Annotated in this window: 25 protein-coding genes and 1 riboswitch; of the genes, 22 read left to right on the top strand and 3 right to left on the bottom strand. The window is 38.3% G+C overall.

Annotated features, from left to right (window positions below):
• The 6 genes from ACIQ7T_RS07110 to ACIQ7T_RS07085 all read left to right on the top strand — a co-directional run.
• Nucleotides 1-221: hypothetical protein (locus tag ACIQ7T_RS07110; RefSeq protein WP_402869362.1), on the top strand; the 221-nt coding region annotated here is incomplete at its 5' end.
• Nucleotides 222-858: 637 nt separating this feature from the next.
• Entirely contained in the window at nt 859-1,302 is a 444-nt protein-coding gene (locus ACIQ7T_RS07105; RefSeq protein ID WP_370078192.1) for an SACOL1771 family peroxiredoxin, read from the top strand.
• 335 nt (nt 1,303-1,637) lie between these two features.
• Nucleotides 1,638-2,276 (top strand): sugar transferase, encoded by a 639-nt coding sequence (locus ACIQ7T_RS07100; RefSeq protein ID WP_370078190.1) that lies wholly within the window; start codon nt 1,638-1,640, stop codon nt 2,274-2,276.
• Between the two features lie 571 nt (nt 2,277-2,847).
• Nucleotides 2,848-4,521, top strand: coding sequence for a GNAT family N-acetyltransferase (locus tag ACIQ7T_RS07095; protein ID WP_402869360.1), 1,674 nt, complete (start codon nt 2,848-2,850; stop codon nt 4,519-4,521).
• Complete coding sequence (locus ACIQ7T_RS07090) at nt 4,502-5,248, top strand: hypothetical protein (RefSeq protein ID WP_402869358.1); 747 nt, start codon at nt 4,502-4,504, stop codon at nt 5,246-5,248. Before ACIQ7T_RS07095 ends, ACIQ7T_RS07090 begins: the two co-directional genes overlap by 20 nt.
• Nucleotides 5,236-6,261 (top strand): polysaccharide deacetylase family protein, encoded by a 1,026-nt coding sequence (locus tag ACIQ7T_RS07085; RefSeq protein ID WP_370078184.1) that lies wholly within the window; start codon nt 5,236-5,238, stop codon nt 6,259-6,261. Before ACIQ7T_RS07090 ends, ACIQ7T_RS07085 begins: the two co-directional genes overlap by 13 nt.
• Before the next feature lie 116 nt (nt 6,262-6,377).
• Here ACIQ7T_RS07085 and ACIQ7T_RS07080 read toward each other — a convergent pair whose 3' ends face one another.
• Nucleotides 6,378-6,785 carry a DUF6157 family protein gene (locus tag ACIQ7T_RS07080; RefSeq protein WP_370078182.1) on the bottom strand — a complete coding sequence of 136 codons (408 nt, stop codon included), beginning with the start codon at nt 6,783-6,785 and terminating at the stop codon, nt 6,378-6,380.
• Between the two features lie 552 nt (nt 6,786-7,337).
• On the opposite strand from ACIQ7T_RS07080, the gene ACIQ7T_RS07075 reads away from it, so the two are divergent.
• The 5 genes from ACIQ7T_RS07075 to spoIIP all read left to right on the top strand — a co-directional run bounded on the left by ACIQ7T_RS07075 (nt 7,338) and on the right by spoIIP (nt 12,087).
• The gene (locus ACIQ7T_RS07075) at nt 7,338-8,330 is read left to right on the top strand and encodes an agmatinase family protein (RefSeq protein ID WP_402869355.1); all 993 of its coding nucleotides are present in this window, start codon (nt 7,338-7,340) and stop codon (nt 8,328-8,330) included.
• A gap of 226 nt (nt 8,331-8,556) precedes the next feature.
• Nucleotides 8,557-9,102 carry a GNAT family N-acetyltransferase gene (locus tag ACIQ7T_RS07070; RefSeq protein ID WP_402869353.1) on the top strand — a complete coding sequence of 182 codons (546 nt, stop codon included), beginning with the start codon at nt 8,557-8,559 and terminating at the stop codon, nt 9,100-9,102.
• A gap of 213 nt (nt 9,103-9,315) precedes the next feature.
• A complete protein-coding gene (locus ACIQ7T_RS07065; protein WP_402869351.1) occupies nt 9,316-10,203 on the top strand; it encodes a 5'-3' exonuclease in 888 nt (295 codons plus the stop codon).
• 449 nt (nt 10,204-10,652) lie between these two features.
• Nucleotides 10,653-11,192, top strand: coding sequence for an RNA polymerase sigma factor (locus tag ACIQ7T_RS07060; RefSeq protein WP_402869349.1), 540 nt, complete (start codon nt 10,653-10,655; stop codon nt 11,190-11,192).
• A complete protein-coding gene (spoIIP, locus tag ACIQ7T_RS07055; protein WP_402869347.1) occupies nt 11,182-12,087 on the top strand; it encodes a stage II sporulation protein P in 906 nt (301 codons plus the stop codon). Before ACIQ7T_RS07060 ends, spoIIP begins: the two co-directional genes overlap by 11 nt.
• A 55-nt stretch (nt 12,088-12,142) precedes the next feature.
• Here spoIIP and ACIQ7T_RS07050 read toward each other — a convergent pair whose 3' ends face one another.
• Both ACIQ7T_RS07050 and ACIQ7T_RS07045 read right to left on the bottom strand, forming a co-directional pair.
• The gene (locus tag ACIQ7T_RS07050) at nt 12,143-12,646 is read right to left on the bottom strand and encodes a C39 family peptidase (RefSeq protein WP_402869345.1); all 504 of its coding nucleotides are present in this window, start codon (nt 12,644-12,646) and stop codon (nt 12,143-12,145) included.
• A gap of 58 nt (nt 12,647-12,704) precedes the next feature.
• Entirely contained in the window at nt 12,705-13,049 is a 345-nt protein-coding gene (locus ACIQ7T_RS07045; protein ID WP_402869533.1) for a thioredoxin family protein, read from the bottom strand.
• A 364-nt stretch (nt 13,050-13,413) separates the two neighbouring features.
• Here ACIQ7T_RS07045 and ACIQ7T_RS07040 point away from each other — a divergent pair, with 364 nt between their 5' ends.
• The 11 genes from ACIQ7T_RS07040 to ACIQ7T_RS06990 all read left to right on the top strand — a co-directional run bounded on the left by ACIQ7T_RS07040 (nt 13,414) and on the right by ACIQ7T_RS06990 (nt 24,860).
• On the top strand, nt 13,414-15,798 hold the full coding sequence (locus ACIQ7T_RS07040; protein WP_402869343.1) for a 3-hydroxyacyl-CoA dehydrogenase/enoyl-CoA hydratase family protein: 2,385 nt from the start codon (nt 13,414-13,416) through the stop codon (nt 15,796-15,798).
• A gap of 50 nt (nt 15,799-15,848) precedes the next feature.
• Nucleotides 15,849-17,021 (top strand): acetyl-CoA C-acetyltransferase, encoded by a 1,173-nt coding sequence (locus ACIQ7T_RS07035; protein ID WP_370078166.1) that lies wholly within the window; start codon nt 15,849-15,851, stop codon nt 17,019-17,021.
• Between the two features lie 120 nt (nt 17,022-17,141).
• Entirely contained in the window at nt 17,142-18,926 is a 1,785-nt protein-coding gene (locus tag ACIQ7T_RS07030) for an acyl-CoA dehydrogenase family protein (RefSeq protein ID WP_402869341.1), read from the top strand.
• Between the two features lie 505 nt (nt 18,927-19,431).
• Complete coding sequence (locus ACIQ7T_RS07025) at nt 19,432-19,650, top strand: hypothetical protein (RefSeq protein ID WP_402869339.1); 219 nt, start codon at nt 19,432-19,434, stop codon at nt 19,648-19,650.
• Nucleotides 19,651-19,793: 143 nt separating this feature from the next.
• Nucleotides 19,794-20,150, top strand: coding sequence for an arsenate reductase family protein (locus tag ACIQ7T_RS07020; protein ID WP_370042360.1), 357 nt, complete (start codon nt 19,794-19,796; stop codon nt 20,148-20,150).
• Between the two features lie 175 nt (nt 20,151-20,325).
• The gene (gcvH, locus tag ACIQ7T_RS07015) at nt 20,326-20,706 is read left to right on the top strand and encodes a glycine cleavage system protein GcvH (RefSeq protein WP_132361837.1); all 381 of its coding nucleotides are present in this window, start codon (nt 20,326-20,328) and stop codon (nt 20,704-20,706) included.
• 381 nt (nt 20,707-21,087) lie between these two features.
• Complete coding sequence (locus ACIQ7T_RS07010; protein WP_132361835.1) at nt 21,088-21,429, top strand: toprim domain-containing protein; 342 nt, start codon at nt 21,088-21,090, stop codon at nt 21,427-21,429.
• Between the two features lie 16 nt (nt 21,430-21,445).
• The gene (locus ACIQ7T_RS07005) at nt 21,446-21,748 is read left to right on the top strand and encodes a thioredoxin family protein (RefSeq protein ID WP_370078161.1); all 303 of its coding nucleotides are present in this window, start codon (nt 21,446-21,448) and stop codon (nt 21,746-21,748) included.
• Between the two features lie 64 nt (nt 21,749-21,812).
• Nucleotides 21,813-21,917: riboswitch (SAM riboswitch) on the top strand.
• A 320-nt stretch (nt 21,918-22,237) separates the two neighbouring features.
• Nucleotides 22,238-23,266 (top strand): methionine ABC transporter ATP-binding protein, encoded by a 1,029-nt coding sequence (locus ACIQ7T_RS07000; protein WP_370078159.1) that lies wholly within the window; start codon nt 22,238-22,240, stop codon nt 23,264-23,266.
• The gene (locus ACIQ7T_RS06995) at nt 23,256-23,924 is read left to right on the top strand and encodes a methionine ABC transporter permease (protein WP_370078157.1); all 669 of its coding nucleotides are present in this window, start codon (nt 23,256-23,258) and stop codon (nt 23,922-23,924) included. Before ACIQ7T_RS07000 ends, ACIQ7T_RS06995 begins: the two co-directional genes overlap by 11 nt.
• Nucleotides 23,925-24,011: 87 nt before the next feature.
• Nucleotides 24,012-24,860 (top strand): MetQ/NlpA family ABC transporter substrate-binding protein, encoded by an 849-nt coding sequence (locus ACIQ7T_RS06990; RefSeq protein WP_370078155.1) that lies wholly within the window; start codon nt 24,012-24,014, stop codon nt 24,858-24,860.
• The last annotated feature ends 415 nt before the right edge of the window (nt 24,861-25,275 follow it).

Raw genomic sequence — 25,275 nt, 5'->3', positions numbered from 1 at the left:
AGAGCTTCCTGGGGGCGTACGATGATCCCCAAGATTGGTTAGCGGCGGAATTTCGAGTTTTAGCGGCGTTCCTTGTTTGGTTAGCGGCGGAATTTCGAGTTTTAGCGGCGTTCCTTGTTTGGTTAGCGGCGGAATTTCGGGTTTTAGCGGCGTTCTTCCTTTGGTTAGCGGCGCAACTCACACTTTTAGCGGCGAATTCCAACATAAGCAGGACAATTTGACAAAACTAAAGTCAGAGTTGAAAAACTTTGTATAGAATTTTACACAATATTAAGGACTTGACGATCCCCAAGGAGTCGCCCACCCTCCATTTTCATAAACTTACTTTAAAAATATAGAATCTTTCGAAGGGAGAAATTGGGTTGTACGTAGAATCGTTCAAGTAACCTTGCAAACTGATTGGGCAGGTAATAGAATTGGTCGGGTAACAAGAAAACTGCTCAGGTAACCCCGAAAAGTGATCGGGTAGAGAGAATAACTGCTCGGGTACCCCCGAAAAGTGATCGGGTAGAGAGAAGAACTGCTCAGGTACCCCCGAAAAGTGATCGGGTAGAGTGAATAACTGCTCAGGTACCCCAGAAAAGTGATCGGGTAGAGTGAATAACTGCTCAGGTACCCCCAAAATGTGATCGGGTAGAGCGAATAACTGCTCGGGTAACCCCAAAAAGTGATCGGGTAGAGTGAATAACTGCTCGGGTACCCCCGAAAAGTGATCGGGTAGAGCGAAGAACTGCTTAGGTAACCTCGAAAAGTGATCGGGTAGAGCAAAGAACTGCTCGGATAACCCTGAGAACTGCTCAGGTCCCAAGGGTAAGCGCTCTAACCCGTACCCAACAAAATCAAAAGGAGGATTTATTTATGGTTCAACATTTATTTACTATGAATTTAAAATGGTCGGAGGGGAGAAATGGGACGGGTAATATTGTTGCAGACAATCTACATACGAAAATTTCAATTCCTCGAGAAATGAATGGACCGGGGATGGGGACAAATCCTGATGAAATGCTGCTTGGAGCGGCAGCAACCTGTTATTTAATTACACTGGCTACATTACTTGAAAATTCGAAGATTGCTGTGTTGGATTTGTCTATGCAAGCTGAAGGTTTTGTTGATGTCACGAACGGTGTTTTTACTTATGAGAAAATCGTACATAAGCCAAAAATTGTTGTACAAAATTTATCTGAGCGAGAACAAAAAAGAATTAATCGATTAGCTGAGAAGGCAGAACAAACATGTATGATTAGTAAGGCATTAAAAGGAAATGTTCAAATTACATGCGAAGTACAGATTATACAAGGTTAAAAAGGAACATCACCATTAATGGCTGAATATAATAATATGAGGAGTTATTCAAAAATGATTTTGAAATAACTCCTTTTTTTAATTTTAAAATGTATGCATTTTAGTAGGCAGACTGGGCGACTCATTGACTGTCGTTTGACTGTCGCTTCGCTTTCGCACAATAAACACTGTTGCCCTGACATCCTCAAGAAAACGTCTAGTCGGAACGGGAATCAACCCATGTTCTGGTGATGTCATCTTTTTCTACATATTATTATGAAATTGCTTTTTCAAAGTTCTATAAATGTCTCAAATGAATATATAAAGTTAAGTGGTAAAAAAATGCAAAGGATGATGTGTTGCACGAGCAGTCAGCTCAGACTATTAAATTTTATAGTCAGTACGGGAAAAGAATTTTTGATATTGGGGGGGCACTCTTATTACTTTTCATTACCATCCCTCTTATGTTAGTAGTATTCCTCGTTTTACTTATTAGCACAGGCCGTCCTGTTTTTTTTAAACAAATCCGTACCGGACAGGATCATCAGCGCTTTGTTATTTGGAAGCTACGGACAATGACTATACAAGCAGTTCCTGTGAATATGCCTACTTTGTGTGCAGACGGAATTCCGGATGATTATTTTTTTAAAACTGAACAGGATGCACGAATCACAAGAGTTGGGGCCGTTCTTCGGAAGTTCAGTATTGATGAAATTCCGCAGCTCATTAATGTCTTAAAAGGAGATATGAGTATTGTTGGACCACGACCTGAAGTTCCAACCATCACAAATGCTTATAACACTTTACAGGCACGGCGTTTAGAAGTAAAGCCAGGTATAACTGGGCTTGCTCAAATTAACGGCCGCTCTAATATTTCACACGGGCAAAAAATTTCATATGATCTAGAATACGTTGATCGTCATTCCTTTTGGATGGATTTTAAAATTATCATTAAAACACTTTACGTAGTTTTAGCGAGAACAGGTGCTTATTAAAAATTAAGGAGTGCTAGGTTCTGAAAATCGCTCAGCTTATTACACGGTATGGATGAGATTGGAGGAACGCAAAAGCATGTAGAGGCACTTGCCGTAAAATTAAAGCAAGATAATAACGAGGTAACTATGGTAACAGGATTTTATGATCCGCCAATCGCGAGCTTGCATTAACGAAAAAATTGCTCCTGCACATAAAATGCAGACGATTCATAATGGCATCTACTAAATAGAGAAGCGAGTAGCACCTATTTTAGAGAATAAGGAGCATCCATTAATCGTGATGGTTGCTCGTTTTAAAGTGCCGAAAAGCCAGGATTTATTGCTAGAGGCCTTAGCGAAGCTTTCTGACGTACCTTGTAGGTGATGGCTCACTGGGCCCTAGAGAATGGATTTTTAATTAATCGAGATGATAAAGATCTACTAAATAAAAGGCTTATACAATTATTAATGGATGAGAGTTTACGTCAAAAAATGAACGCTTTTTAAGAAAGTTAACGTTTCTACCTGTATCAGAAAACTCTGTTTATCTACGAACAGGCTGTATTAAAATCGGCTAAGAAAGGTGATTAATTTGCAATTAATTCGCATTCGAACTGATGATGAGCTTATGTGGTACAAGGATATTTGGGATGAAATTTTAGCAGCGGAGGACAATGATAATCCATTTATAGAATTTGCTTGGTTTTATAACTGGTGGCAAATTGTTGGGCGAAGAGAGCGTGTTGAGCTCTATGCTGTTGAAGAAAATGGTTCTATCATTGCCTTTTTCCCCTTTTTAGTTCGACTTCGATGGGGAATACGAATTTATGCCTTTGCGGGAGAAAATATTGCGAATTATTCAGGTGTTGTGGCGAAAAAAGAATGGCTGTTGCTCGCTACGACTTTTGTGTTTGATCAGCTCATTGAAAAGTATAAACATCTACTATTTTCGCTTCATGGATTATTGGAAAGCAAAGACTCTACAAAGGTCATTGAGCAATATTTTGTTGAAAGGCAGTTACGTCCGAGTATTTTTCGTGTAGTGACCCCGTATCTTGCCTTTCGCGATGTAGATTTTCCTAACTATTACAATCAACGTCAAAACATGCATGGTGTGGATAGAAGAGGACGGAAGCTGCGTAAATTAGGTTCATTAACGAGGAAAATACCTTCACAGGACGAGCTTTGGCAAATGTTTAGATTATTTAATCGACGATGGGCTAATAAAATAGATACAAGTGATTTTACGAAAGGTAAGAAAAAGGATTTTTTTGAACGGTTAACGCTTCTTAAAGGGGAGGCATTGCAAGTTGAGGTAGACGCACTTGTTTTTGAAGACCAATGGATTGCCTTCACCTACGGAATTTGCTGTCGTGGACGTTATGTAACTTACGCACTTGCACATGAGCCAACATTTAATTTATTTGGGCCGGATAGATTAGTGAATCAGGGAACGATCAAGCGAACGTATTCTGATAACTATCGCTTGTTCGATATGAGTATTGACTATGAGCCGTATAAGTTCGATTGGCGCTCTAATATTGATTTTACAAGACGTATGCTTGTAAGCAGTGGCACGAAGCGAGCGAAACTATTGGCGAGCTGTTATACGCTGAAGGAACGATTCAAGGAGTTTTTTAAAGGCAATCATCGTGTCGTGGAATGGAAACGCAATACTCTAGGTCAATTACGTTACTTAGTAAAGTATGGGAAAGTAAAAAATTGGCTAGAATATGGACAACTGTTCGTAGAGAAATTTATTCGTTTTAAGCAAGTGGATTTGTATGAATTATCCCCATCAGATAATGTTACACCGCAACAACCTGTAGGAGATTTGTTTGAGGAGTTGTCAATACAGGAAGCGATGCAACTCGATCAGGAAGAGATTATTTCTCTTTTTTATAAGGGATACACTATTTACAAAGATTCTTATGCAGAAACGAATAAGCCTGCGTTTGCGTTACATGCGGTGAACTGGCGTGTAGATGAATTGCAAATTGTTGAAGAATTGCCAAAGCAGACATATTTTTTAACCTATGATGTTTATAAAAATATCGATATTATCACAGCTTTTTTCCAAAAAATGAAACCTGCACAAACACTTTGGGTTACTGCAAGCTTTTGGCAATGGCGAAAGCGTAAACGATTATTGCAGCTAGGCTATAAACGTATTTCTCGAATGAAACATTTTAAATGTGCTCGTTACGGGCGAAATCATGTAGAAAAATACACAGAGAGTGGGGGCGATGTTCATTCTGTCCATTAAAAGTAAGCGATGGAATATCGCAATGCAGCATTTTTATTTTGTAGAGAAGCCAGCCAATGTTAGAAAATCAATGAAGGTTATTGGATTTACAAATTCACTTGTACCAAGCCGTAAACTTGTTAAAAGTGAAACTGTTCATATTCACCTTACAGATAGTGAGTCATCATTGTATCTTGCTCTTTCGGAAAGTAATCGAAAAATTCTTCGTCGTGCACAAAAAGAGTCCTATCAAGTTTTTATTTATAAAGAACCATCAGATGAAAATTTACGAGCCTTTCAACAGTTTTATAATAACTTCGCAAAAAGAAAAAAACTCGAGCTAATTAGTAAGTCTCAAATGGAAGCTATTACGCTTTTAAAAAATAAAGGAGCACTATGGTTGTCTGAGATTCGCAGTTTTTGTGGACAAACACTATGCTATAGACTCGATATTATATACGCTAAAAAAGCGATGTCCTATTATGTAGCGACTTGTCATTCACAATCAATGCCAGAACATTTAATAAGACCAATTCGTTATGCAAATCGTTTCTTATTATGGCACAATTTATTGCATTTAAAGGAGCAAGGCTTTGTTTTATATGATATGGGGAAGCTGACAGATGATCAAAATGTTCGTGCATTTAAGCTAGGCTTCGGTGGACAAGTCGTCGATGTATACTCTGGTTACATTACCCAATCCAAAATACGTGCACTGTTACTGGGCGTGCAAAAATGGAGGAAGTAGCAATTGAAGTAAATCGTGGAGGTCTTGTCATATCATTGGATTTTGAGCTAAATTGGGGTGTCCACGATGTATTTAAGCACGGACAATACAATAAAAATTTATATGGCGTCCGTGAATCATTGCCTAAAATACTAGAGTTGTTTGAACAGTATGGCATTCATGCGACTTGGGCAACAGTGGGTCTATTGTTTGCAGAAACAAAAGCTGAAATGGCTCATTACTTAAGAGGTATTCCAATAAAATATAAAAACATGCGCTACGCAGCACATACACAACTTGCAAAAGTAGGAGAAAATGAGCAAGAGGACCTTTTGCATTTTGGCAAATCCTTAATTGAGAAAATTAAACGTACACCACATCAAGAAATAGGCAGTCATACATTTTCACATTTTTACTGTTTAGAAAATGGACAAACTGAAGCGGATTTTCGTGCAGATTTACATGCTACTGCCATGATTTGTGAAGAAAATATCGGACCGATGAAATCGATTGTCTTTCCGCGGAATCAAGTGAATGAAGCATATTTTTCAGCATGTAAGGAAGTAGGATTTGTATGCTATCGAGGAAATGAAAAACATCCGTTGTACGATCCTCAAAAATTCACGAAAAAAGGTCGACTATTAGGTGCGAAAAAATGGCTGGATAGCTATGTTAATGTAACGGGGAATCATCTAGTAACGCTAGAAGAAATGCAAAAGGATTCCTTTATTAACATTCGTTCAAGTGCATTTTTAAGGCCCTATTGTAGCCCTTTACGATTTTTTGAAGGCTTAAAAGTCCAACGTATAAAAGAGGGAATGCAAGCAGCTGCACGGTCTAAAGCTTTTTATCATTTATGGTGGCACCCTCATAATTTTGGCAAGAATATCGAAAAAAATTTAGCTATGCTTGAGGAACTTTTACAGTATTATCAGGAATTGCATAAGCAATATAACTTTCAAAGTTATACGATGTACGAGGTCGCAGTGCTTTGCCAAACTTTATACCGCAAAAGTCCGATAGGTGAAGACTAATAATCAGCGGTGGTGAAGAAAACCAAAAAAGTAGCAAACTAGAAGATTACCTAGTTCGCTACTTTTTTATTGGGGTAATGCCGAGGTATAATGATCTCGAGGCGATAAAAGAGTCGTTATTTACCGCTCCGTTTAGAACGCATACCTTTTAATAAAGTGATATTATCCGAATTGAGAAATTGCTCATACACTTCACTATTAACATCATATATTGCAAGTTTTCCTTCATCATCGTAGTGTATTCCCCACCCATATTTCTTTACCAATGGAGAAGCTCTAAAACACGCTTTAGGTTTTTGGAGAAAATGTTTTCTTAATTCATCTAATGGATCTGATTTAATTTGGTTTTTAATCAAATAAGTTTGAAATTGTACTTCTTCCTGAGTGTATTTGTAAGGGTTATTACTGATTAAGTCATATTCGATCGAAGCTATAGTAGGTTTGTTATTTCTTGGGAGAGGTGTAATAGCTGAATCAACTTCCGAATCCTCTGAAATTTTAATAAAAGTATTTTTATAACTCATTAAATCAATCCTTCCTGTAACCATTTACTTTCGTTAGCTTAATAAAAATTCGATGAAATGCACTTACCACCCATTGTTTTTAGGGTGTTGATTTTGAACCTCCATTAATTTAGTGACCTGTAAATTATTTCTACATCCGACCTCTGTTATCCTATTATTCCCATGAAAAAAACTAATATAGATGAGGTGAAACGGTGCAACTTTGTTATAAACGTATAACTTTCCGGTACATCTTTCTTACAAATCCACATATGGAGAATTTTTCAGAAATTAAGAGGGAAAATACTGAGCTTTGACGAAATTGTATGTACTAATGGTACTATTATTGTGGAAGATAAATTCACTAGGTATATTTCAGTAAACAATAAATTACATAGGGTAATTGACTTCGATTTGGCTCATCACCAAAAGTCGGGGATGACAAAACGTTTGTCATGTGAATAAGTTGATATCCGTTCCGACTCGATGCCCCCAGGAAAGCGCACAGCCGGAACGGAAATCAACCCTACGTTATGATAGTTATAGAAAAATAGCATGAAGGTGGTCGGTTAAATGTTTATTCAACCAGAATGGCAGTATAAGCAAGAGAATGGTTCAGCAATGCATCAATGGGTGAAGCAAAAAGAAAATCCACTTCCAAATGATGTAGATATTATTTTGTATGGTGCTTTATTATCGTATGCTAGTAAATCATCCAAAAAGGCACTGTATCCAACAGCATTTCGAAAGGCATGGCCAAGCTTTCAATCATATAATTTAGATGAGCAAGTAGATTTGCGCTCGTTAGCAGTCGTTGATGTAGGCGATGTGGCCATCCATGAGGCGGATAGAATGCTTTCAGAGTCAGCTATAGAAGCTGCAGCAGAAAGCTTAAGCACCGCTTATTCTAAAAGTTTCACGTGTCTTATAGGTGGAGATCATGCGATTACAGCTTGCTCTCTTAGAGGAATAAAGAATGCTTTTCCGAAGGATCGCATAGGGATTATTCAAATTGATACGCATTTGGATGCTCGGAATCAGGAGGAAATTGGCTTAGCTATGGATTCTCCAATACAGCAGCTCATTGCAGCAGGCGTTGTAGAGGGGAAACATGTTTACAATGTCGGGTTACACGGCTTTTTTAATTCACCAGAAATGATTCACTACGCGAAAGAACAAGGAATACATATGATTACGTTAAAGCAAATGCGCCGTGACGGCATACAATTAACGATTCGTGAAATGCTTCGTCAGCTTATGTATGAGGTAGATCGTATTTATGTATCAGTAGATTTGGATGCGCTTGATATTACATTCGCCCCAGATGTACCTGCTGCAACACCAGGTGGATTAACGGCCTATGAATTATTTGATATTCTAAAGCTCATTGGAGAAAATGAAGGGGTCCGCCATATTGACTTTGTCTATGCCGATCCAAAGGAGGGGGACCTACGCCCGGAAACAGTGAAGATGGGCGTGACAGCGTTTTTACAATGGCTAACAGGTATTCGACTGGATTACCGCAATCGTATTCAAAAAAATAACGTCCAAGGTGTAAGTAAATAATCAAGTAAAAGTAGATTTCTCACGCAGGTCGTGGAGTTACCTCTACATGTGATGCAATCAACTTAAAATTTTATTGCATATAAAAAGCGATCGTTGTGCATAAAGATTGACCAAAACGATAGCTTTTTTAAGTAGCTCTTTTTTATAGGCTCTGTTAAGCATATTGTTGACTTCTGAAGCTTTGCTATATGTATGTTGATACAATTTAATACAAGGGGGAGCAAATATGGTTATAAAATTAGAATCCGAGCGTCTATGTATAGAACCCTTTACTAGTGATGACGCATTCAGAATTAAAGAATTGGCTAATGACAAGAGATTAGCAGATATTCTTGGGCTTCCGCACCCATATGAATTGAAGTTCGCACAAGATTGGATTGAGGTGCAGCCAGAACTTATAAAACTGGGAGTCGAATACCCTTTAGGAATTGTTTCTAAAGAATCAAGAGAAATTGTAGGTACGATTACTTTAAGAATTGATAAGGTCAACAATAGAGGTGAACTCGGCTATTGGATTGGTCAGGACTATTTGGGGAAAGGTTTTGCAACCGAAGCTGTAAATAGAATGATTCATTTTGGTTTTATCGAACTAGGTCTCAACAAAATTTGGGCATCTGCCATTTCTAGAAACAAATCATCGACTAGGGTGTTAGAAAAGTGTGGATTACTTAAAGAAGGAACACTGAGACAAAATAGACTTTTATTAGATACATATGAAGACGTTGATGTTTATGGACTTTTAAAGACAGAATACACGGCCTCTGCTCTCTAATAAAATTGGCAGCGTGATGACAAAAGGGAGCTCTGTAGAAGCGGATGTCACGGAATTATGCCGAGGCATAATTAAAGTTTAGTGTACTGCATAAAATTAACACCATCTATATATTGTAGATGTTCTTATATAGTTTGCTATAATAGACAATGCTTAATAAAAGTATCATAAATGAATACAATTATTGTATTGTTATAGAGAGGACTATTTATCATGACAACAAAACCAAAACTTTTAATTGTGGATGGCATGGCGCTATTATTCCGTTCATTCTTTGCTTCGGCTGCAATGGGGCATTATATTCGCCTGGCGGATGGGACACCTTCTAACGGTGCCCAAGGCTTTGCACGTCATGTATTGACGGCACAATCTATTATGAAGCCGACCCATCTTGCTGTTTGTTGGGATATGGGTGCACATACATTCCGTAACGAATTATTTGATGGCTATAAGGCTAATCGTCCATCACCACCAGAGGAAATGCTACCGCAATTTGATATGGCGAAAAATTTATCGCAACAAATTGGTTGGCAAAATTTCGGTGTTAAAGGGATGGAAGCAGATGATTTAATTGGCTCAATGATCACAAAATTTCAGGATGAGGCTGACATTACGGTAATTAGCGGAGACAAGGATTTACTACAGCTTCTAGGACCATCAGCGGAAATTGCTTTTACGAAAAAAGGCTACACAGAGTATGACGTTTATACGCATACACGCTTTCAAGAGGAATATGGCATCGAACCGATTCAATTTGCACAGGTTAAAGCTTTTATGGGAGATACGAGTGACGGTTATCCAGGCGTTAAAGGTATTGGACCAAAGCAGGCACTTACGTTAATTCAAACATATGGTTCTATCGAAAATGTTCTTACGTCAATAGACGAATTAAAGCCAGGTCAACGCACGAAAATTAAAGAGAATCTAGACATGCTAAAATTGTCACACGAGCTTGCAACAATTCAAACGAACGTACCGATCGAGGCAGAATTAGCGAGCTTAGTATTACCTAATTACGAGCCTCAAACGTTCAAAGAAATAGAAGAACGAGGCTACACATTAATCGCTAAACAAGCACGCTCACTGTATTCACTTATTTAACTTCTTTTAGTGGATGTCAAAACATCCGCTGAAATAAAGGAACTCAGGCTAAGATCTTCATATCCTTTGAAAACGCCTGAGTGACCAACATAATGGTCATCAACGCAGAGTATAGAAATATACTCTGTTTTTTTTATGGCTCATCACCAAAGACTGACATTTGTTAAAACATATGCCATGTACTTAGGTTGATTGGAGTGAAGGCTGGGCGACTCCTTAGGGATTAGCGTCAGAGATGAGACCCTGGAGCGAGCGAAGCGAGTGAAGCGGCTCATCGGACGCCCCTAGGAAGCTCTGCTCTGCGCGAAAGCGAAGCGTCAGCGGCAAAGCGCCCAGCCGGAACGGAAATCAACCACACGTTATGGTGACGAATCTTTTTATATAAATTTTTGTAACCTTTTCCTAACCTCAAACGAATTATAAGCAAATAAGTAAAAGGAGGGGAACGATTGATTGATTCAAATAACTTAGAATCAAGAATAGTTGAAATCTACAATTTGTATTACTTAGACGTTTATAGATTTCTTGTTTGTTTTACGGGAAATCAAAATGATGCTGAGGATTTGACCCAAGAAGTATTCATTCGGGTATTAAAGGGTTTATCGAATTTTAATGGTAAATATCATTTGAAAACATGGATTTTTTCAATCGCAAAACACGTGGCAATAGATCACTACAGAAAGAAAAGGTTTGCCTCACTATTTAAGGACGGCTTTTTTAATCAGCTATCATCGAATGAAAAGAAGCCTGATGAGGAATTTGAGGTAACAGAAATAAAACAATTTATTCATGAAGCCATTGCTAAATTAAAACCTAATTACAGAGCTGTAGTCATACTTCGAGGTATTAATGAATTTTCCATTAACGAGACTGCGGAAATTCTTCAATGTAGTGCGGCGAAAGTAAAAGTTGATTATCACAGAGCCCTAAAAGAGCTTAAGAGAAAACTGAATATTGAAATAGAGGGGGTTTTGACAAATGCAAAATGAAAAAGACTTATTTGATATGCTGAAAGAAATATACCCTCAACATCCTAGAAAGGAGTTTGTTTCTGCAACTGAGAATACTCTTAGACAACGAGCACGAAGCATGGGTAAAAAAAGAATTTTCACAAAATTCTCTGTGATTACAAGCGGCGTTTTAGTTTGTGCATTTATTTTTTCATGGTTATTCTCCTTAAATGGGAGTGGCACAGTTTCAGAGGTAGCCCATAGTGATGGAGGGGCGTCATTGTCTTATGCAATGGATGAAAAGGAACCTGTAGTATATATTTATCATTCACATAATACGGAATCATTTATTCCAGAGCTTCCTGCACAAGAAATTAATCAGGTGATTTATAGCGATACTAAAAATGTAACATTGCTAGGTAAAGAGTTAAGTAGAGCACTAAAGGAAATGCAAATTAATTCAGTACATGATGAGACCGATATTGCTGGAATCTTAAAAAGAAGAGGTTTAAATTATTGGGAATCATATAAAGTATCACGGGAAAATTTACAAAAAGTTTTAGCCGAAAATGACAGTATTCGCATGGTGTTTGATATACATCGAGATTCTCAAAAAAGACGTGAATCCACAATTGAAATTAAAGGGAAGGATTACGCAAGAATTAAATTTGTCGTATCAAAAACGAGTGGAAACTATGAAACGAATAAAATATTTGCCACTCAGCTTCATGAACAACTAGAAGTATTATATCCGGGACTATCAATAGGTGTAATAGAAAAAGGGGTCGATCCCCAAAACACCTATAATCAAGAGCTCCATGATAATTCAGTATTATTAGAAGTTGGAGGTATAGAAAATACGTTGGAAGAATCGTATAGAACAATGGATGTATTTGCGGAAGTTCTAAAAGTTATTATTGAGAAGAGTAAATAAGCCTTGAATTATTGATAAGAAAAGAGCGTGTCTAACATTGCAAGCACGCTCTCGTCTAGTTCGGTGTAATTTTCACGAAGCTCAATACTTTTTCATTATCTTTAAAAGGAGCCGTTCGAATTTTACTTTCACGATTAGGGCCGCCATTATCATGGAACATTAGCCACAGCTCATCATTTCGTATTTCATAGCCAATGAGAGGCACCCAATGATAAGCGAAGGCAGATTTTTTATCGCGCCAATTTAGGCTGAAATATCGGTCAAAGCGGATGGCGACAGGGCGACCTGCATCGATTTCCTGCATAGCTTCCTTTAACGTACAATCACGGATATCCCATGTCGGACGAAGCCGGCGAAGGTTGCGAATTAGACGCCATTTAAATAACCCGATTTTTGTGCCACCGAGAAGTTTATAAAGCTCATTTACCGAAGGAACTTGATCTTCTAAATAATTTAAGACTACGTGTACAGTTGTAGGACCACAGGCAGAATTACGATAGTTTGGTGCAATGGATGCATCATATTGAGACTTTCCGAGTAGCGACAATTGCTGACGCATCATAATCTCCTTTTTAAAAAGAGCCACATTTCAAAAAGAAATGCAGCTCATTTTTCCATTATTGTTGAGCAGATAAGAACTCTATAACTTGCTGAGGTGTTTTAGCATTTGCACTATGTAAGTGTGCTAATTTTTCACCGTTTTGGAAAATTAATAGGCTTGGAATACCCATTACATCATATTTGTCCGCGATTTCTGGAAGCTCATCACGGTTAAGTTCATACCAGTCAAATTGGTTGTATTCTTCGATGATTGGATCGATGAACATATTCATGCGTGTGCAATCTGGGCACCATCCAGCGTAAAATTTCACTAGAACTTTTTGATCACCTGAGATCAGTTCATTAAATTGTTCAGCAGTTGTAATTGTTTTCATTAGTATTTCACTCTCCTTGCTTTCCATTCTACACATTTTTCCCTCAACCTGAAAGTTTTCTGTTTGGAATTATCGCTATCTACTTATTGTCTTATTTTCGCTCGTAAAAAACGAAAAAAGTTGTATATTGCAAAAATAATTGGTGAAAAAAGATTGCTAAATCAGATAAAATAATCTAAACTAAAAACAGAAAAAGTAGTTTTATCTTTATTCAGCAGAAGATATTAACCTCTAATTCAAAATGGTTGCTGAATGAAGATAAGCCTTTGTAGTATGTCACAGATTACGCCTAAGATGATCTGGACAAAAATACACTAAGGCAAACTTGATATTTTTTTGGCCAAAAAATGAATGACTATTCATTCAATGGAAGAATAAGGGGGAATTGCTTGTGACTTACAACATTAAAAAAGCGGCTGTTCTAGGATCTGGGGTAATGGGCTCTGGAATTGCAGCACATTTAGCAAACATCGGTATTCCAACATTATTATTAGACATTGCACCGAAGGAACTAACAAAAGAGGAAGAAGCAAAAGGTCTTTCCTTAGAGCATCCTGCTGTAAGAAATCGTATTGTCAACGGAGCTCTTCAAAAGTTATTAAAGCAAAAGCCAGCACCACTTACTTCTAAGAAAAATTTATCACTACTAACGGTTGGTAACTTTGAGGACGATTTAGAGAAATTAAAAGATGTAGATTGGATTATAGAAGTTGTCGTTGAAAATTTAGCGATTAAACAAAACCTATATGAAAAAATTGATGCTGTACGTAAGCCTGGCACAATTATTAGTTCAAACACATCTGGCATAAGTATTAATGCAATGGCAGAAGGACGTTCAGAAGATTTTCAAAAGCATTTCCTTGGAACTCACTTTTTCAACCCACCACGCTATTTAAAATTACTTGAAGTAATTCCGGCAAACACAACAGCGACAGAAGTTGTAAGCTTTATGAAAACATTTGGCGAAGATGTGCTTGGAAAAGGCGTTGTACTTGCTAAGGATACACCGAACTTCATTGCCAACCGTATCGGAACGTACGGCTTACTAATTACTTTACAAGAAATGATGAAGGGTAACTATTCGGTTGGTGAGGTGGATTCTGTAACAGGCCCACTAATCGGTCGTCCAAAATCCGCAACCTTCCGAACGTTGGATGTTGTTGGTTTAGATACATTTATTCATGTAGCGAAAAACGTTTATGATCAAACAACTGATGAAGAGCAGCAAGTGTTTGCAGTACCAGAATTCCTACAGAAAATGGTTACAAACGGCTGGCTAGGAGCAAAATCAGGTCAAGGGTTCTTCTTAAAGCAAGGTAAAGAGATCCTTGAAATTGATCCAGACACACTAGAATATAGCCCAGCAAAAAAATTGAAAACACCTTCTATCGAGATGGCAAAACAAACTCGTGGATTAGCAAATAAAGTAAAAACACTAACATATGCAAAGGATCGTACAGGAGAGTTATTATGGGGTATCTTAGCTCCGACGCTAATTTACTCGGCACAGCTACACAGTGAAATTGCTGATGATATTGTTGCGATTGACAATGCTATGAAATGGGGCTTCGGCTGGCAGCAAGGGCCATTTGAAATATGGGATGCAATTGGCGTGAAAGAGTCCGTAGCTAAAATGGAGGCTGAAGGTCGTGAGGTGCCGGCATTTGTCAAAGATATGTTAGCAAGCGGCTTTGAAACTTTCTATTCGGAAATTGACGGCGATCTAGCTTATTATAATGGCTCTGACTACGTAAAAGTGCCAGTTAATGAAAAAGAAATTAACTTAAAACGTTATAAGAAAAAGCACGGTGTTATCAAATCAAATACAGGTGCTAGCTTAATAGATTTAGGTGACGGAATTGCCTTACTTGAATTCCATTCCCAATCGAATGCAATTGGCTTAGACATTATTCAAATGATTAACTTTGCAGTCGATGAAGTAGAAGCTAACTATAAAGGCTTAGTCATCGGTAACCAAGGGAAAAACTTCTGTGTTGGTGCGAATCTAGGAATGATTTTAGTAGAAGCACAGGATGATAATATTTTTGAGCTAGATTTCGTTATTAAAGCATTCCAAGATGCAATGCAAAAGATTAAATACTCTCGCAAGCCTGTTGTAGCAGCACCTTTTGCTATGACACTTGGTGGAGGAGCAGAAGTTTGCTTACCAGCTGCACATATTCAAGCAACGATGGAAACGTATATGGGCTTAGTAGAAGTCGGCGTAGGATTAATTCCTGGCGGAGGCGGTAATAAGGCACTTTACCAAAAATTCATCAAAGGGTTACCAAATGGCGTTGAGGTAGACTATCAACATATTGCTAATAAAGTATTTGAAACAGTTGCAATGGCAAAAGTTTCGACGTCTGGCGAAGAAGCACGTGAAAATAACTTCTTAAACTTTGCTGATGGGATTTCTGTTAACCCAGATCACCAACTATACGATGCAAAGCAAGCTGCACTAGCACTTTATGAGGCAGGTTATCAAGCACCTGTACCTGCGAAAGTTCCTGTAGTCGGTGCATCAGGCTACGGTACGCTATTAATCGGTGCGCAAGGGTTGTTTGAATCAGGCTATATTAGTGAACACGATTTAAAAATCGCTAAAAAATTAGCGTATGTCATTGCTGGTGGTAAAGTTCCGTATGGCACATTAGTAGATGAACAATACCTATTAAACCTTGAGCGTGAGGCGTTCCTAAGCTTAGTTGCAGAACCTTTATCTCAACAAAGAATGCAGCACATGCTTTTAAAGGGCAAACCACTGCGTAACTAATTTCAAGACTGTAACCATACTTGCACATGAAACAAAGGGGGATTAATACGATGCGTGAAGCCGTTATTGTAGCAGGAGCACGAACTCCGATTGGAAAAGCGAAGAAGGGTTCTTTAGCAACAGTTAGACCAGATGATTTTGGAGCGGTTGTTGTCAAAGAAACATTAAAAAGAGCGGGCTATGAAGGTCCGATTGACGATTTAATTTTAGGGTGTGCAATGCCTGAAGCTGAGCAAGGCATGAACGTAGCACGTAATATAGGAGCGCTTGCCGGGTTACCAAATACAACACCAGCGCAGACAATTAATAGATTCTGTTCATCAGGTTTACAAGCAATCGCTTTTGCAGCAGAGCGTATAATGCTAGGACATTCTAAGGCGATTCTTGCTGGTGGAGTCGAGTCGATGAGTATGGTGCCAATGGTAGGTAATACACCTCGCTTAAATCCAACTTTAGCAGAAACTGCTCCCCAATATTATATGGGGATGGGGCACACAGCAGAGGAAGTGGCACGTCAATACAATGTAAGTAGAGAAGATCAGGATGCATTTGCGGTGCGTTCACATGAGCTTGCGGAAAAAGCGATTAAAGAAGGTAAATTCAATGATGAAATCGTACCAATCGAAGTAGAGCAGCATTATGTAGATGACAACAACAAGCCACAGGTGAAAAAATTCACGTTTAGCATGGATGAAGGTGTACGTCCAGGTACATCTGTAGAAGGTTTAGCGAAGCTTCGTCCAGCCTTCCATGTTAAGGGCAGCGTTACAGCTGGTAATGCCTCTCAAACTTCAGACGGTGCAGCGGCAGTACTTGTGATGGATCGTGAGGAAGCAGAGAAGCAAGGGCTTACACCAATGGCGAAGTTTTTAGGCTTTGCAGTTGGTGGTGTACCTCCTGAGGTGATGGGTATTGGACCAATCGTGGCAGTACCTAAAGCACTTGAAATTGCAGGATTAGCAATTGATGACATTGATTTATGGGAAATTAACGAAGCATTTGCGTCACAATCCCTACAAGTCGTACGCCATTTAGGCATCGACCAAAACAAAGTAAATGTCAATGGTGGAGCAATTGCCGTAGGTCACCCACTTGGTGCAACTGGAGCCATTTTAACATTAAAGCTTATTCATGAATTGAAGCGTCAAGGTAAGAAATATGGCGTCGTGACAATGTGTATTGGCGGCGGAATGGGTGCTGCAGGAGTGTTTGAAATTCTATGATTTTTGCTAGATCAGCTTGGAGTGCAGCGTTTCCGGTTGCCTCCGAACACAGTGCTCCAAGTTTTTCTATATATTGGGGATTAAAACTACTAACAATAGATAAATAGGGAGGAATTTAGAATGACAGAAAAAACAACGGATTTCATTAAAGGCGGCGGATTTATTATTGAAGATGTGGAATTAGATCGTGTATTTACACCAGAAGATTTCACAGATGAGCATAAAATGATTGCTAAAACAACTGAAGAGTATGTAGCAAATGAAGTGTTACCAGTCGTTGAAAACTTAGAACACCATGAATTTGAGCATTCGGTTCGTCTACTAAAAAGTGCAGGTGAACTCGGCTTATTAAGCGCAGATGTACCTGAAGAATATGAGGGTCTTGGACTAGACAAAGTTTCTTCTGCATTAATCGCAGAAAAAATGTCTGTTGCTGGTGGCTTCTCTATTACGCATGGTGCACACGTAGGTATTGGTTCTTTACCAATCGTACTTTTCGGAAATGAAGAGCAAAAGCAAAAGTATTTACCAAAGCTTGCATCAGGTGAATTAATTGCTGCTTACGCATTAACTGAGCCAGGTTCAGGTTCAGATGCATTAGGTGCAAAAACTACTGCAAAATTAAATGATGCAGGGACACATTATATTTTAAATGGTGAAAAGCAATGGATTACAAATGCAGGCTTTGCAGATGTATTTGTTGTCTATGCGAAAATCGATGGCGATAAATTCTCAGCGTTTATCGTTGAACGTGCCTACAATGGCGTTTCGGTTGGCGCAGAAGAGAAAAAAATGGGGATCAAATCTTCATCGACTCGTACATTAATCCTTGAAGATGCAGAAGTACCTGTAGAAAACCTTTTAGGTGAAGTAGGTCGTGGACACGTTATTGCCTTTAATATTTTAAATATCGGGCGCTATAAATTAGGGGTTGGAACAATTGGTGGCTCGAAGCGTGCATTAGAGCTTGCCATTCAATATACAAACCAACGTCAGCAGTTCAAAACGAAGCTGTCTGATTTCAATCTAACAAAAGAAAAATTATCAACAATGGCTTCACAATTATATGCATCTGAGTCATTAAACTATCGTACAGTAGGTTTATTTGAAGACCGTTTAAGTCAGCTAAGCCCAGAAGAGCAAAAGCAAGGGAAAGTGATCGCTGGTGCAATTGCTGAGTATGCTATTGAATGTTCTATTGCTAAAGTATTTGGTTCAGAGACTTTAGATTACATTGCAGATGAAGCGGTTCAATTACACGGTGGTTACGGCTTTATGGCTGAATACGAAGTAGAGCGTATTTATCGTGATTCTCGTATTAATCGTATTTTTGAAGGTACAAATGAAATTAACCGCATGATTGTACCAGGTACATTTATGAAGAAAGCATTAAAAGGTGAATTACCATTACTACAAGTTGCTCAAAACTTACAACAGGAGCTTCTAATGCTAATGCCTGAGGATGTAGGCACAGAGCCGCTAGCACAGGAAAAATATCTTGTGAAAAATGCGAAGAAAATTGCTGTATTAGCAGCAGGCATAGCAGCACAACGCTACGGTGCGAAGCTTGATCAAGAGCAAGAAGTATTGGTGAATATTGCAAATATCGCAAACCAATTATTCGCGATGGAATCAGCTGTATTGCGTACAGAAAAAGCGATTGCTCGTGACGGTGCTGAAAAAGCTCATCAAAAATTACTGTACACTCAAATCTTCTGCCAAGAAGCATTTGCAGAAATTGAAAAAGAAGCAAAAGATACGATTCTTGCTTCAGCAGACGGCGACGCTGCACGCATGACATTGTCTGCACTACGTAAATTAACTCGCAACAATCCATACAACTTAATCGCGAAGAAACGCGAAGCTTCTGTTAAATTAATTGAAGCAGAAAAATTTGTAGTTTAATATAGCAATCCTAACCTAGCTATCCGAGATGTGATAGCTAGGTTTTTTTGTTGGAAATAAAAGTATAGCTCTACGGTGATTTCTGTTCCGGCTACGCGCATTCGATGGGGTCGCTTCGCTTTAACAAAATAACATCCAACTTTTAGTTTTATCAGAACACTTTTACGATTTATCGCCCGACTTTTGAATTTTATCTACCAACTTTCACGATTTATCACCCAACTTTTGAATTTTATCTACCAACTTTCACGATTTATCACCCAACTTTTGAATTTTATCGACTAACTTTCATGTTTTATCACCCAACTTCTAAATTTTATCGACATCCACCTGCCAAAGAGCAAAAAAGGATTCATACACAAAACTGTGTGCGCTTTATAATGTCGCCCTGTCTCCACTCCACATGTATCCTTTGAAATGTAGTTTGATAGCAAAAGGGTTTCATCTGTGCGAAAGCGAAACAGGCGAGACCTTGCACGGAGCGAAGGAAACGGACCATTCCAAAATGCCAATCGCTGATAAAATGCTGAGAATCGCTGATAACATCAAGAAAATCGCTGATAAAATGCTGAGAATCGCTGATAACATCAAGAAAATCGCTGATAAAATGCCGAGAATCGCTGATAACAACAAGAAAATCGCTGATAAAATGCCAAGAATCGCTGATAACAACATGAGAATCGCTGATAAAAATTCCAAGAACCCCCGAAAGCATCATGAGTAGCTTCCAGCCGGAACGGAAATCAACCCCACGCTTTGGCTTGAAGAGTTTCATTTTGGCTCGTAACGGTTATGATGGTATACTACAGAAAATGAGGGATACACTGAAAATGTTGTTCCTAAAGATGAAAGTAGAGGAGCCTATAAATGACGATTCAATTTATTCAATATCCGAAATGTACTACTTGCAAAAAAGCTCAAAAATGGCTAAATGACAATGGGGTTTCATACGAAGAGGTACACATTGTCGAACAACCACCTACAAAGGATGAATTATCAAACTTATGGCAAGCTAGTGGACAACCTTTAAAGAAATTTTTTAATACTTCTGGTATGAAATATCGAGAGCTTGGCTTGAAGGATAAACTTGCTGAAATGACTGAAGAGGAGCAGCTTGAACTGCTTGCATCAGATGGTATGTTGATTAAACGTCCGATTGTAACCGATGGAAAAAAAGTTACTTTAGGGTTTAAAGAATCAGATTTTGAGCAAGCTTGGAAATAACCGCTTTTCACTTGTTTCAGTAAATGTTGTATGTAGCGAAAGCGAAGCGTCAGGTCAGAACTCTTCACCTCTATAGGTATTGAGCTGAATGAGGCATAATTGATTCTTGTTTTTATGGTAGAAGTATGGCACACTGAAAATGAATATATTACATATTTATGGAGGGGTTTTTTTCATGAGCACACCTAAAGACTTACGTTACTCTGAAGAGCACGAATGGGTAAAAGTAGAAGATGGTAAAGTACGTATCGGTATTTCTCATTTCGCACAAGCTGAACTTGGAGATATCGTTTTCGTTGAACTTCCACAAGTTGGCGACGAAATCAAAACTGATGATCCATTCGGTAGCGTAGAATCTGTTAAAACAGTTTCTGAATTATACGCACCAATCTCAGGTACAGTAGTTGAAGTAAATGCAGATTTAGAAGATAGCCCAGAATTCGTTAATGAATCACCATATGAAAAAGCATGGATGATCGTTGTAGAGCCTGCTGATGCTTCAGAAATTGACAAGCTTATGACAGCTGAGCAATACGAAGAAATGATTGCAGAATAAGACAAGCCTTTAACTTCTTTCAGCGAGTGTTCAAACATCAGCTAAAAGAAGTTAAAGCCTCCGGCGGATGTCATGGAATCGGAAAGGAGTGCTTAGAGGATGTTAGCCTAAGATCATCGCATCCATGCGATAACGGCTAACTGACCTGCGTCGTGCAGGCCTAAGCACAAAGCCGATTCCTGACGCGATTATGTCGAGGCATAATTGATCAGAAAAACGTCGGAAACTACCGACGTTTTTTTTTATCTTAACCATCCTGCCACTATAGTTGGTAAGGTAAATGCAAGTATATTCCCTTATTAATAGGTATCTAACTGTATCAACGACAAGGTTTGTTGATATAATGAATTATAAGGGATATGTCTAAATGGGGGTGGCGTGATGTTCGAGGGAAAATGCTTAATTGTCGAAGGCCGATCGGATAAACTTCAAATCGAACCTATTTTAAATGAAGACGTAAAAATACTTTGTACAAATGGTACAATTGGTGTGCATCAATTAGAAGAGCTACTCGATCCATATGAGGGTTGTGAGCTTTATACATTTTTTGATGCAGATACATCAGGTAATAAGCTACGGGCATTAATGGACAGACATTATCCAGAGGCTGAGCATTTACGTACGATGCCAACATATAAGGAAGTTGAGACAACTCCGAGGAAAGTGTTAGCGGCGATATTGCTTCGTGCACATTTCTCAATCCATAATGAATATATTTTGTAAGGTTGCGTGAAAAAAGATGGAAGAATGGTCAAAAGAGCAGTGGAACACGGCTATCCAGTCCGGTGAAAAGGCTGCCTTTTATTTATATACGCCAATGTGTGGAACGTGCGCAGTTGCATCGAAAATGATGGCGGTTATTGAGCAATTGCTGCCACAGCTACAGGTTGGTAAGGCGAATATTAATTTTATAGAGCAAATAGCTTATGATAATAAAATCGAAAGTGTACCATGTTTACTCGTATGTGAAGGCGGAGAAGTGATAGAAAAGGTTTATGCCTTCCAATCCGTACCATATTTATACGAATTGTTAAAAAACTAATTGACTGAATATTAATCACATGGTAAAGTAACAAATATATTAAAAAAACAATAAATATATCGAACTCTTATAAAGAGCGGCGGAGGGAAGTGCCCTATGAAGCCCGGCAACCATCACAAACGTGAAAAGGTGCCAAATCACCCAAAGATTTATCTTTGACAGATGAGAGAACGGTTTAGCGTATATGTACGTGACCCCTTCTACTTGTCTTTAAGTGAAGGGGTTTTTTAATTTCTTTCAGCGGGTGTCCTGGAATCGAAAAGGAGTGCTTAGAGGATGTTAGCCTAAAACCATCGCATCCATGCGATAATGGCTAACTGACCTGCATCGGTGCTGCTGTTGCTGCGTTAGCACTACGCTTTCGCGCAAAAAACATCTGCAGGCCTAAGCACAAAGCCGATTCCGGACGTAATGTTTATCTGTGCGAAAGCGAAGCGACAGCAACAATTATGCCGAGGCATAATTGATATAAGAAAAGGAGAATTCGCTATGATCAATCTTCAAAATATTACGAAGAAATACAAAACTACGAATGGCGAATTAACAGCAGTTAAAGACGTCAACCTTTCTATTAATAAAGGTGAAATTTTCGGCATTATCGGCTATAGTGGCGCTGGTAAAAGTACAATGATTCGTTTGTTAAATGGTTTAGAAAAGCCTACATCTGGTAAGGTGACGGTTAACAATCAAGAGTTTTCGTCCATAAAGGGACAAAAGCTTAGGGATGCTAGACAAAAGGTTAGTATGATTTTCCAACATTTCAATTTACTTTGGTCTAGAACTGTTGCCGAAAACATCGCTTTCCCATTAGAAATCGCAGGTGTGCCAAAGGCCAAACGGGAAGCACGTGTGAATGAATTGATTACACTAGTTGGCTTGGAAGGGCGCGAAAAAGCATATCCATCACAACTTTCGGGGGGACAAAAACAACGGGTAGGTATCGCTCGTGCACTTGCTAACAACCCAGAGGTATTGTTATGTGATGAGGCAACATCTGCACTCGATCCGGAGACAACAGATGCTATTCTTGATCTACTTGTCGATATTAACGAACGATTAGGTCTAACGATTGTGTTAATCACACATGAAATGCACGTTATCCGTAAGATTTGTCATCGTGTAGCGGTTATGGAAGCTGGTGAAATTGTAGAACGTGGTGAAGTATTACAAGTATTCCAAGCTCCACAAGCAGCCATTACGAAAAAATTCGTTTCTCAAATTACAGATACGAAGGAAACACAGGAAACTGTGGCACAAATTAAAGAAAATTACCCTAATGGACAACTTGTTAAGCTAATCTTTGTAGGAGAAAAAACAGAGCAGCCTGTCATTTCACATCTTGTGAAACAGTTTGATGTAGAAGTAAGTATTGTACATGGTAATATTTCGCAAACGAAAAATGGAGCGTACGGTACACTTATTGTGCAAATTGATGGCTCAGAGGCGAATGTTGCTGCTGCACTGAGTTACTTAAATACAGTCGAAGTACAAACGGAGGTGATTACAAATGCTAACTAGTCTTTTTCCGAATGTCGACTGGGAAAAAATGTGGGACGCTACGTATGAAACATTGTATATGACAACAATTTCTACGGTCATCACATTTATACTTGGATTAGTAATTGGAATCTTATTATTTTTATCAAGTCCCAACCAACTATGGGCCAACAAAATTGTAAACTTTTTAACAGGATCAATCGTTAACATTTTCCGCTCGATTCCATTTATCGTATTGATTATCTTATTAATTCCATTTACGAAATTTTTACTCGGCACAATTCGTGGCGCAGATGCGGCTTTACCAGCATTAATTATTGGAGCTGCACCATTCTATGCGCGAATGGTATTAATCGCCTTACGCGAAATTGATAAAGGTGTTATTGAAGCGGCTCGTTCAATGGGTGCCAAAACGTCAACGATTATTTGGAAAGTATTAATTCCCGAATCGTTACCAGCGCTTATTTCTGGTCTTACTGTAACTGCTGTAGCACTTGTTGGTTATACTGCGATGGCAGGTATTATTGGCGCAGGTGGTCTAGGAAACTTAGCATTCTTAGATGGTTTCCAACGTAATCGCACAGATGTAACTTTAATGGCAACTATTTTAATCTTAATAGTAGTATTTATTATTCAATGGATTGGCGACTTAATTACAACCAAAACAGATAAACGCTAAAAAGAGCATCATACTATGAACATCTAAAAGGTTATCTCGGTTTCATACCGCTAACATATTTTATATAGGAAAAGGGAGAGTAATAAAATGAAGAAGTTATTAACAGGATTATTTTTATCTGTATTAGTACTAGCTCTAGCCGCTTGTGGTGCTGGTAAAAAAGAAGAAAAAAGCTCATCATCTGATGCTGGTGATAGTAAAGAGAATGTAACATTAACAGTAGGTGCTTCTAATACACCACATGCTGTTATTTTGGAAAAAGCAAAACCGATTTTAGCTAAAGAAGGTATCGATCTTAAAATTGAAACATATCAAGATTATGTATTACCAAACCAAGATTTAGAATCTGGCGAAATTGATGCAAACTATTTCCAACACATCCCTTATTTAGAGAAGGAAATTAAAGAAAAGGGTTATGATTTTGTAAACGCTGGTGGTATTCATATTGAACCAATCGGTATTTACTCTAAAAAATATAAATCTCTTGAGGATCTTCCAGAAGGTGCAACAATTTTACTTTCTAGCTCAGTTGCAGATCATGGACGTATGCTTTCATTATTAGAAGCTAAGGGCTTAATTAAACTTAAGGATGGAGTAAATAAAACATCTGCTGAACTTAAGGATATTGTAGAAAATCCTAAAAACTTCAAATTCGATGCAAATACAGCTCCTGAAATGCTTGTACAAATGTATGAAAATAATGAAGGTGATGCAGTTCTTATCAATTCTAACTACGCAATCGATAACGGCTTAAATCCATTGAAAGATGCAATTTCTCTTGAAGATAAAGAATCTCCATATGTAAACATTATCGCTGTACGTGCTGGTGATGAAACAAAACGAGAAATTAAAAAATTAATAGAAGTATTAAAATCTAAAGAAATCCAAGACTTCATTATTGAAGAGTGGAAAGGCTCAGTTGTACCAGTAAAATAAAATGTATCGAAAAAAGGGTATGTAAGTATGACAGCTTACACACCCTTTTTGCTTGTCTACAAAAGAATAAAACAAATGTAATGATCACGCAGAGTTGGTGCTTTCCACGGTTTTGGCTTCAATCTCCTCGTCACTACGTTCCTGCGGGGCTTTCAATGCAAGCCCATTCCACAGAAGTCGCCACTCTCTACAGAGGTTGTCAAAAAAACACTATGTAATTTTATATCAAAATAGTGTTTATCTACAGTTTGAAAGGGTATGTAAGTATTAAAGCTTGCATTCCCTTTTTTTTCTTGTTTAAAAAAGGATGTCTATTATCAGAAAAGTATAACATTTTTATCGAAAAGGGTCTTCTTTTGTGTTTTATAGCAAAAATATAATATATTTTAAAAGTGACTGATTTACCAAATATTTT

Source organism: Lysinibacillus sp. NPDC096212 (assembly GCF_044763105.1).
Classification (GTDB): domain Bacteria; phylum Bacillota; class Bacilli; order Bacillales_A; family Planococcaceae; genus Lysinibacillus.
This window is presented reverse-complemented; position numbering and strand designations above follow the sequence as displayed.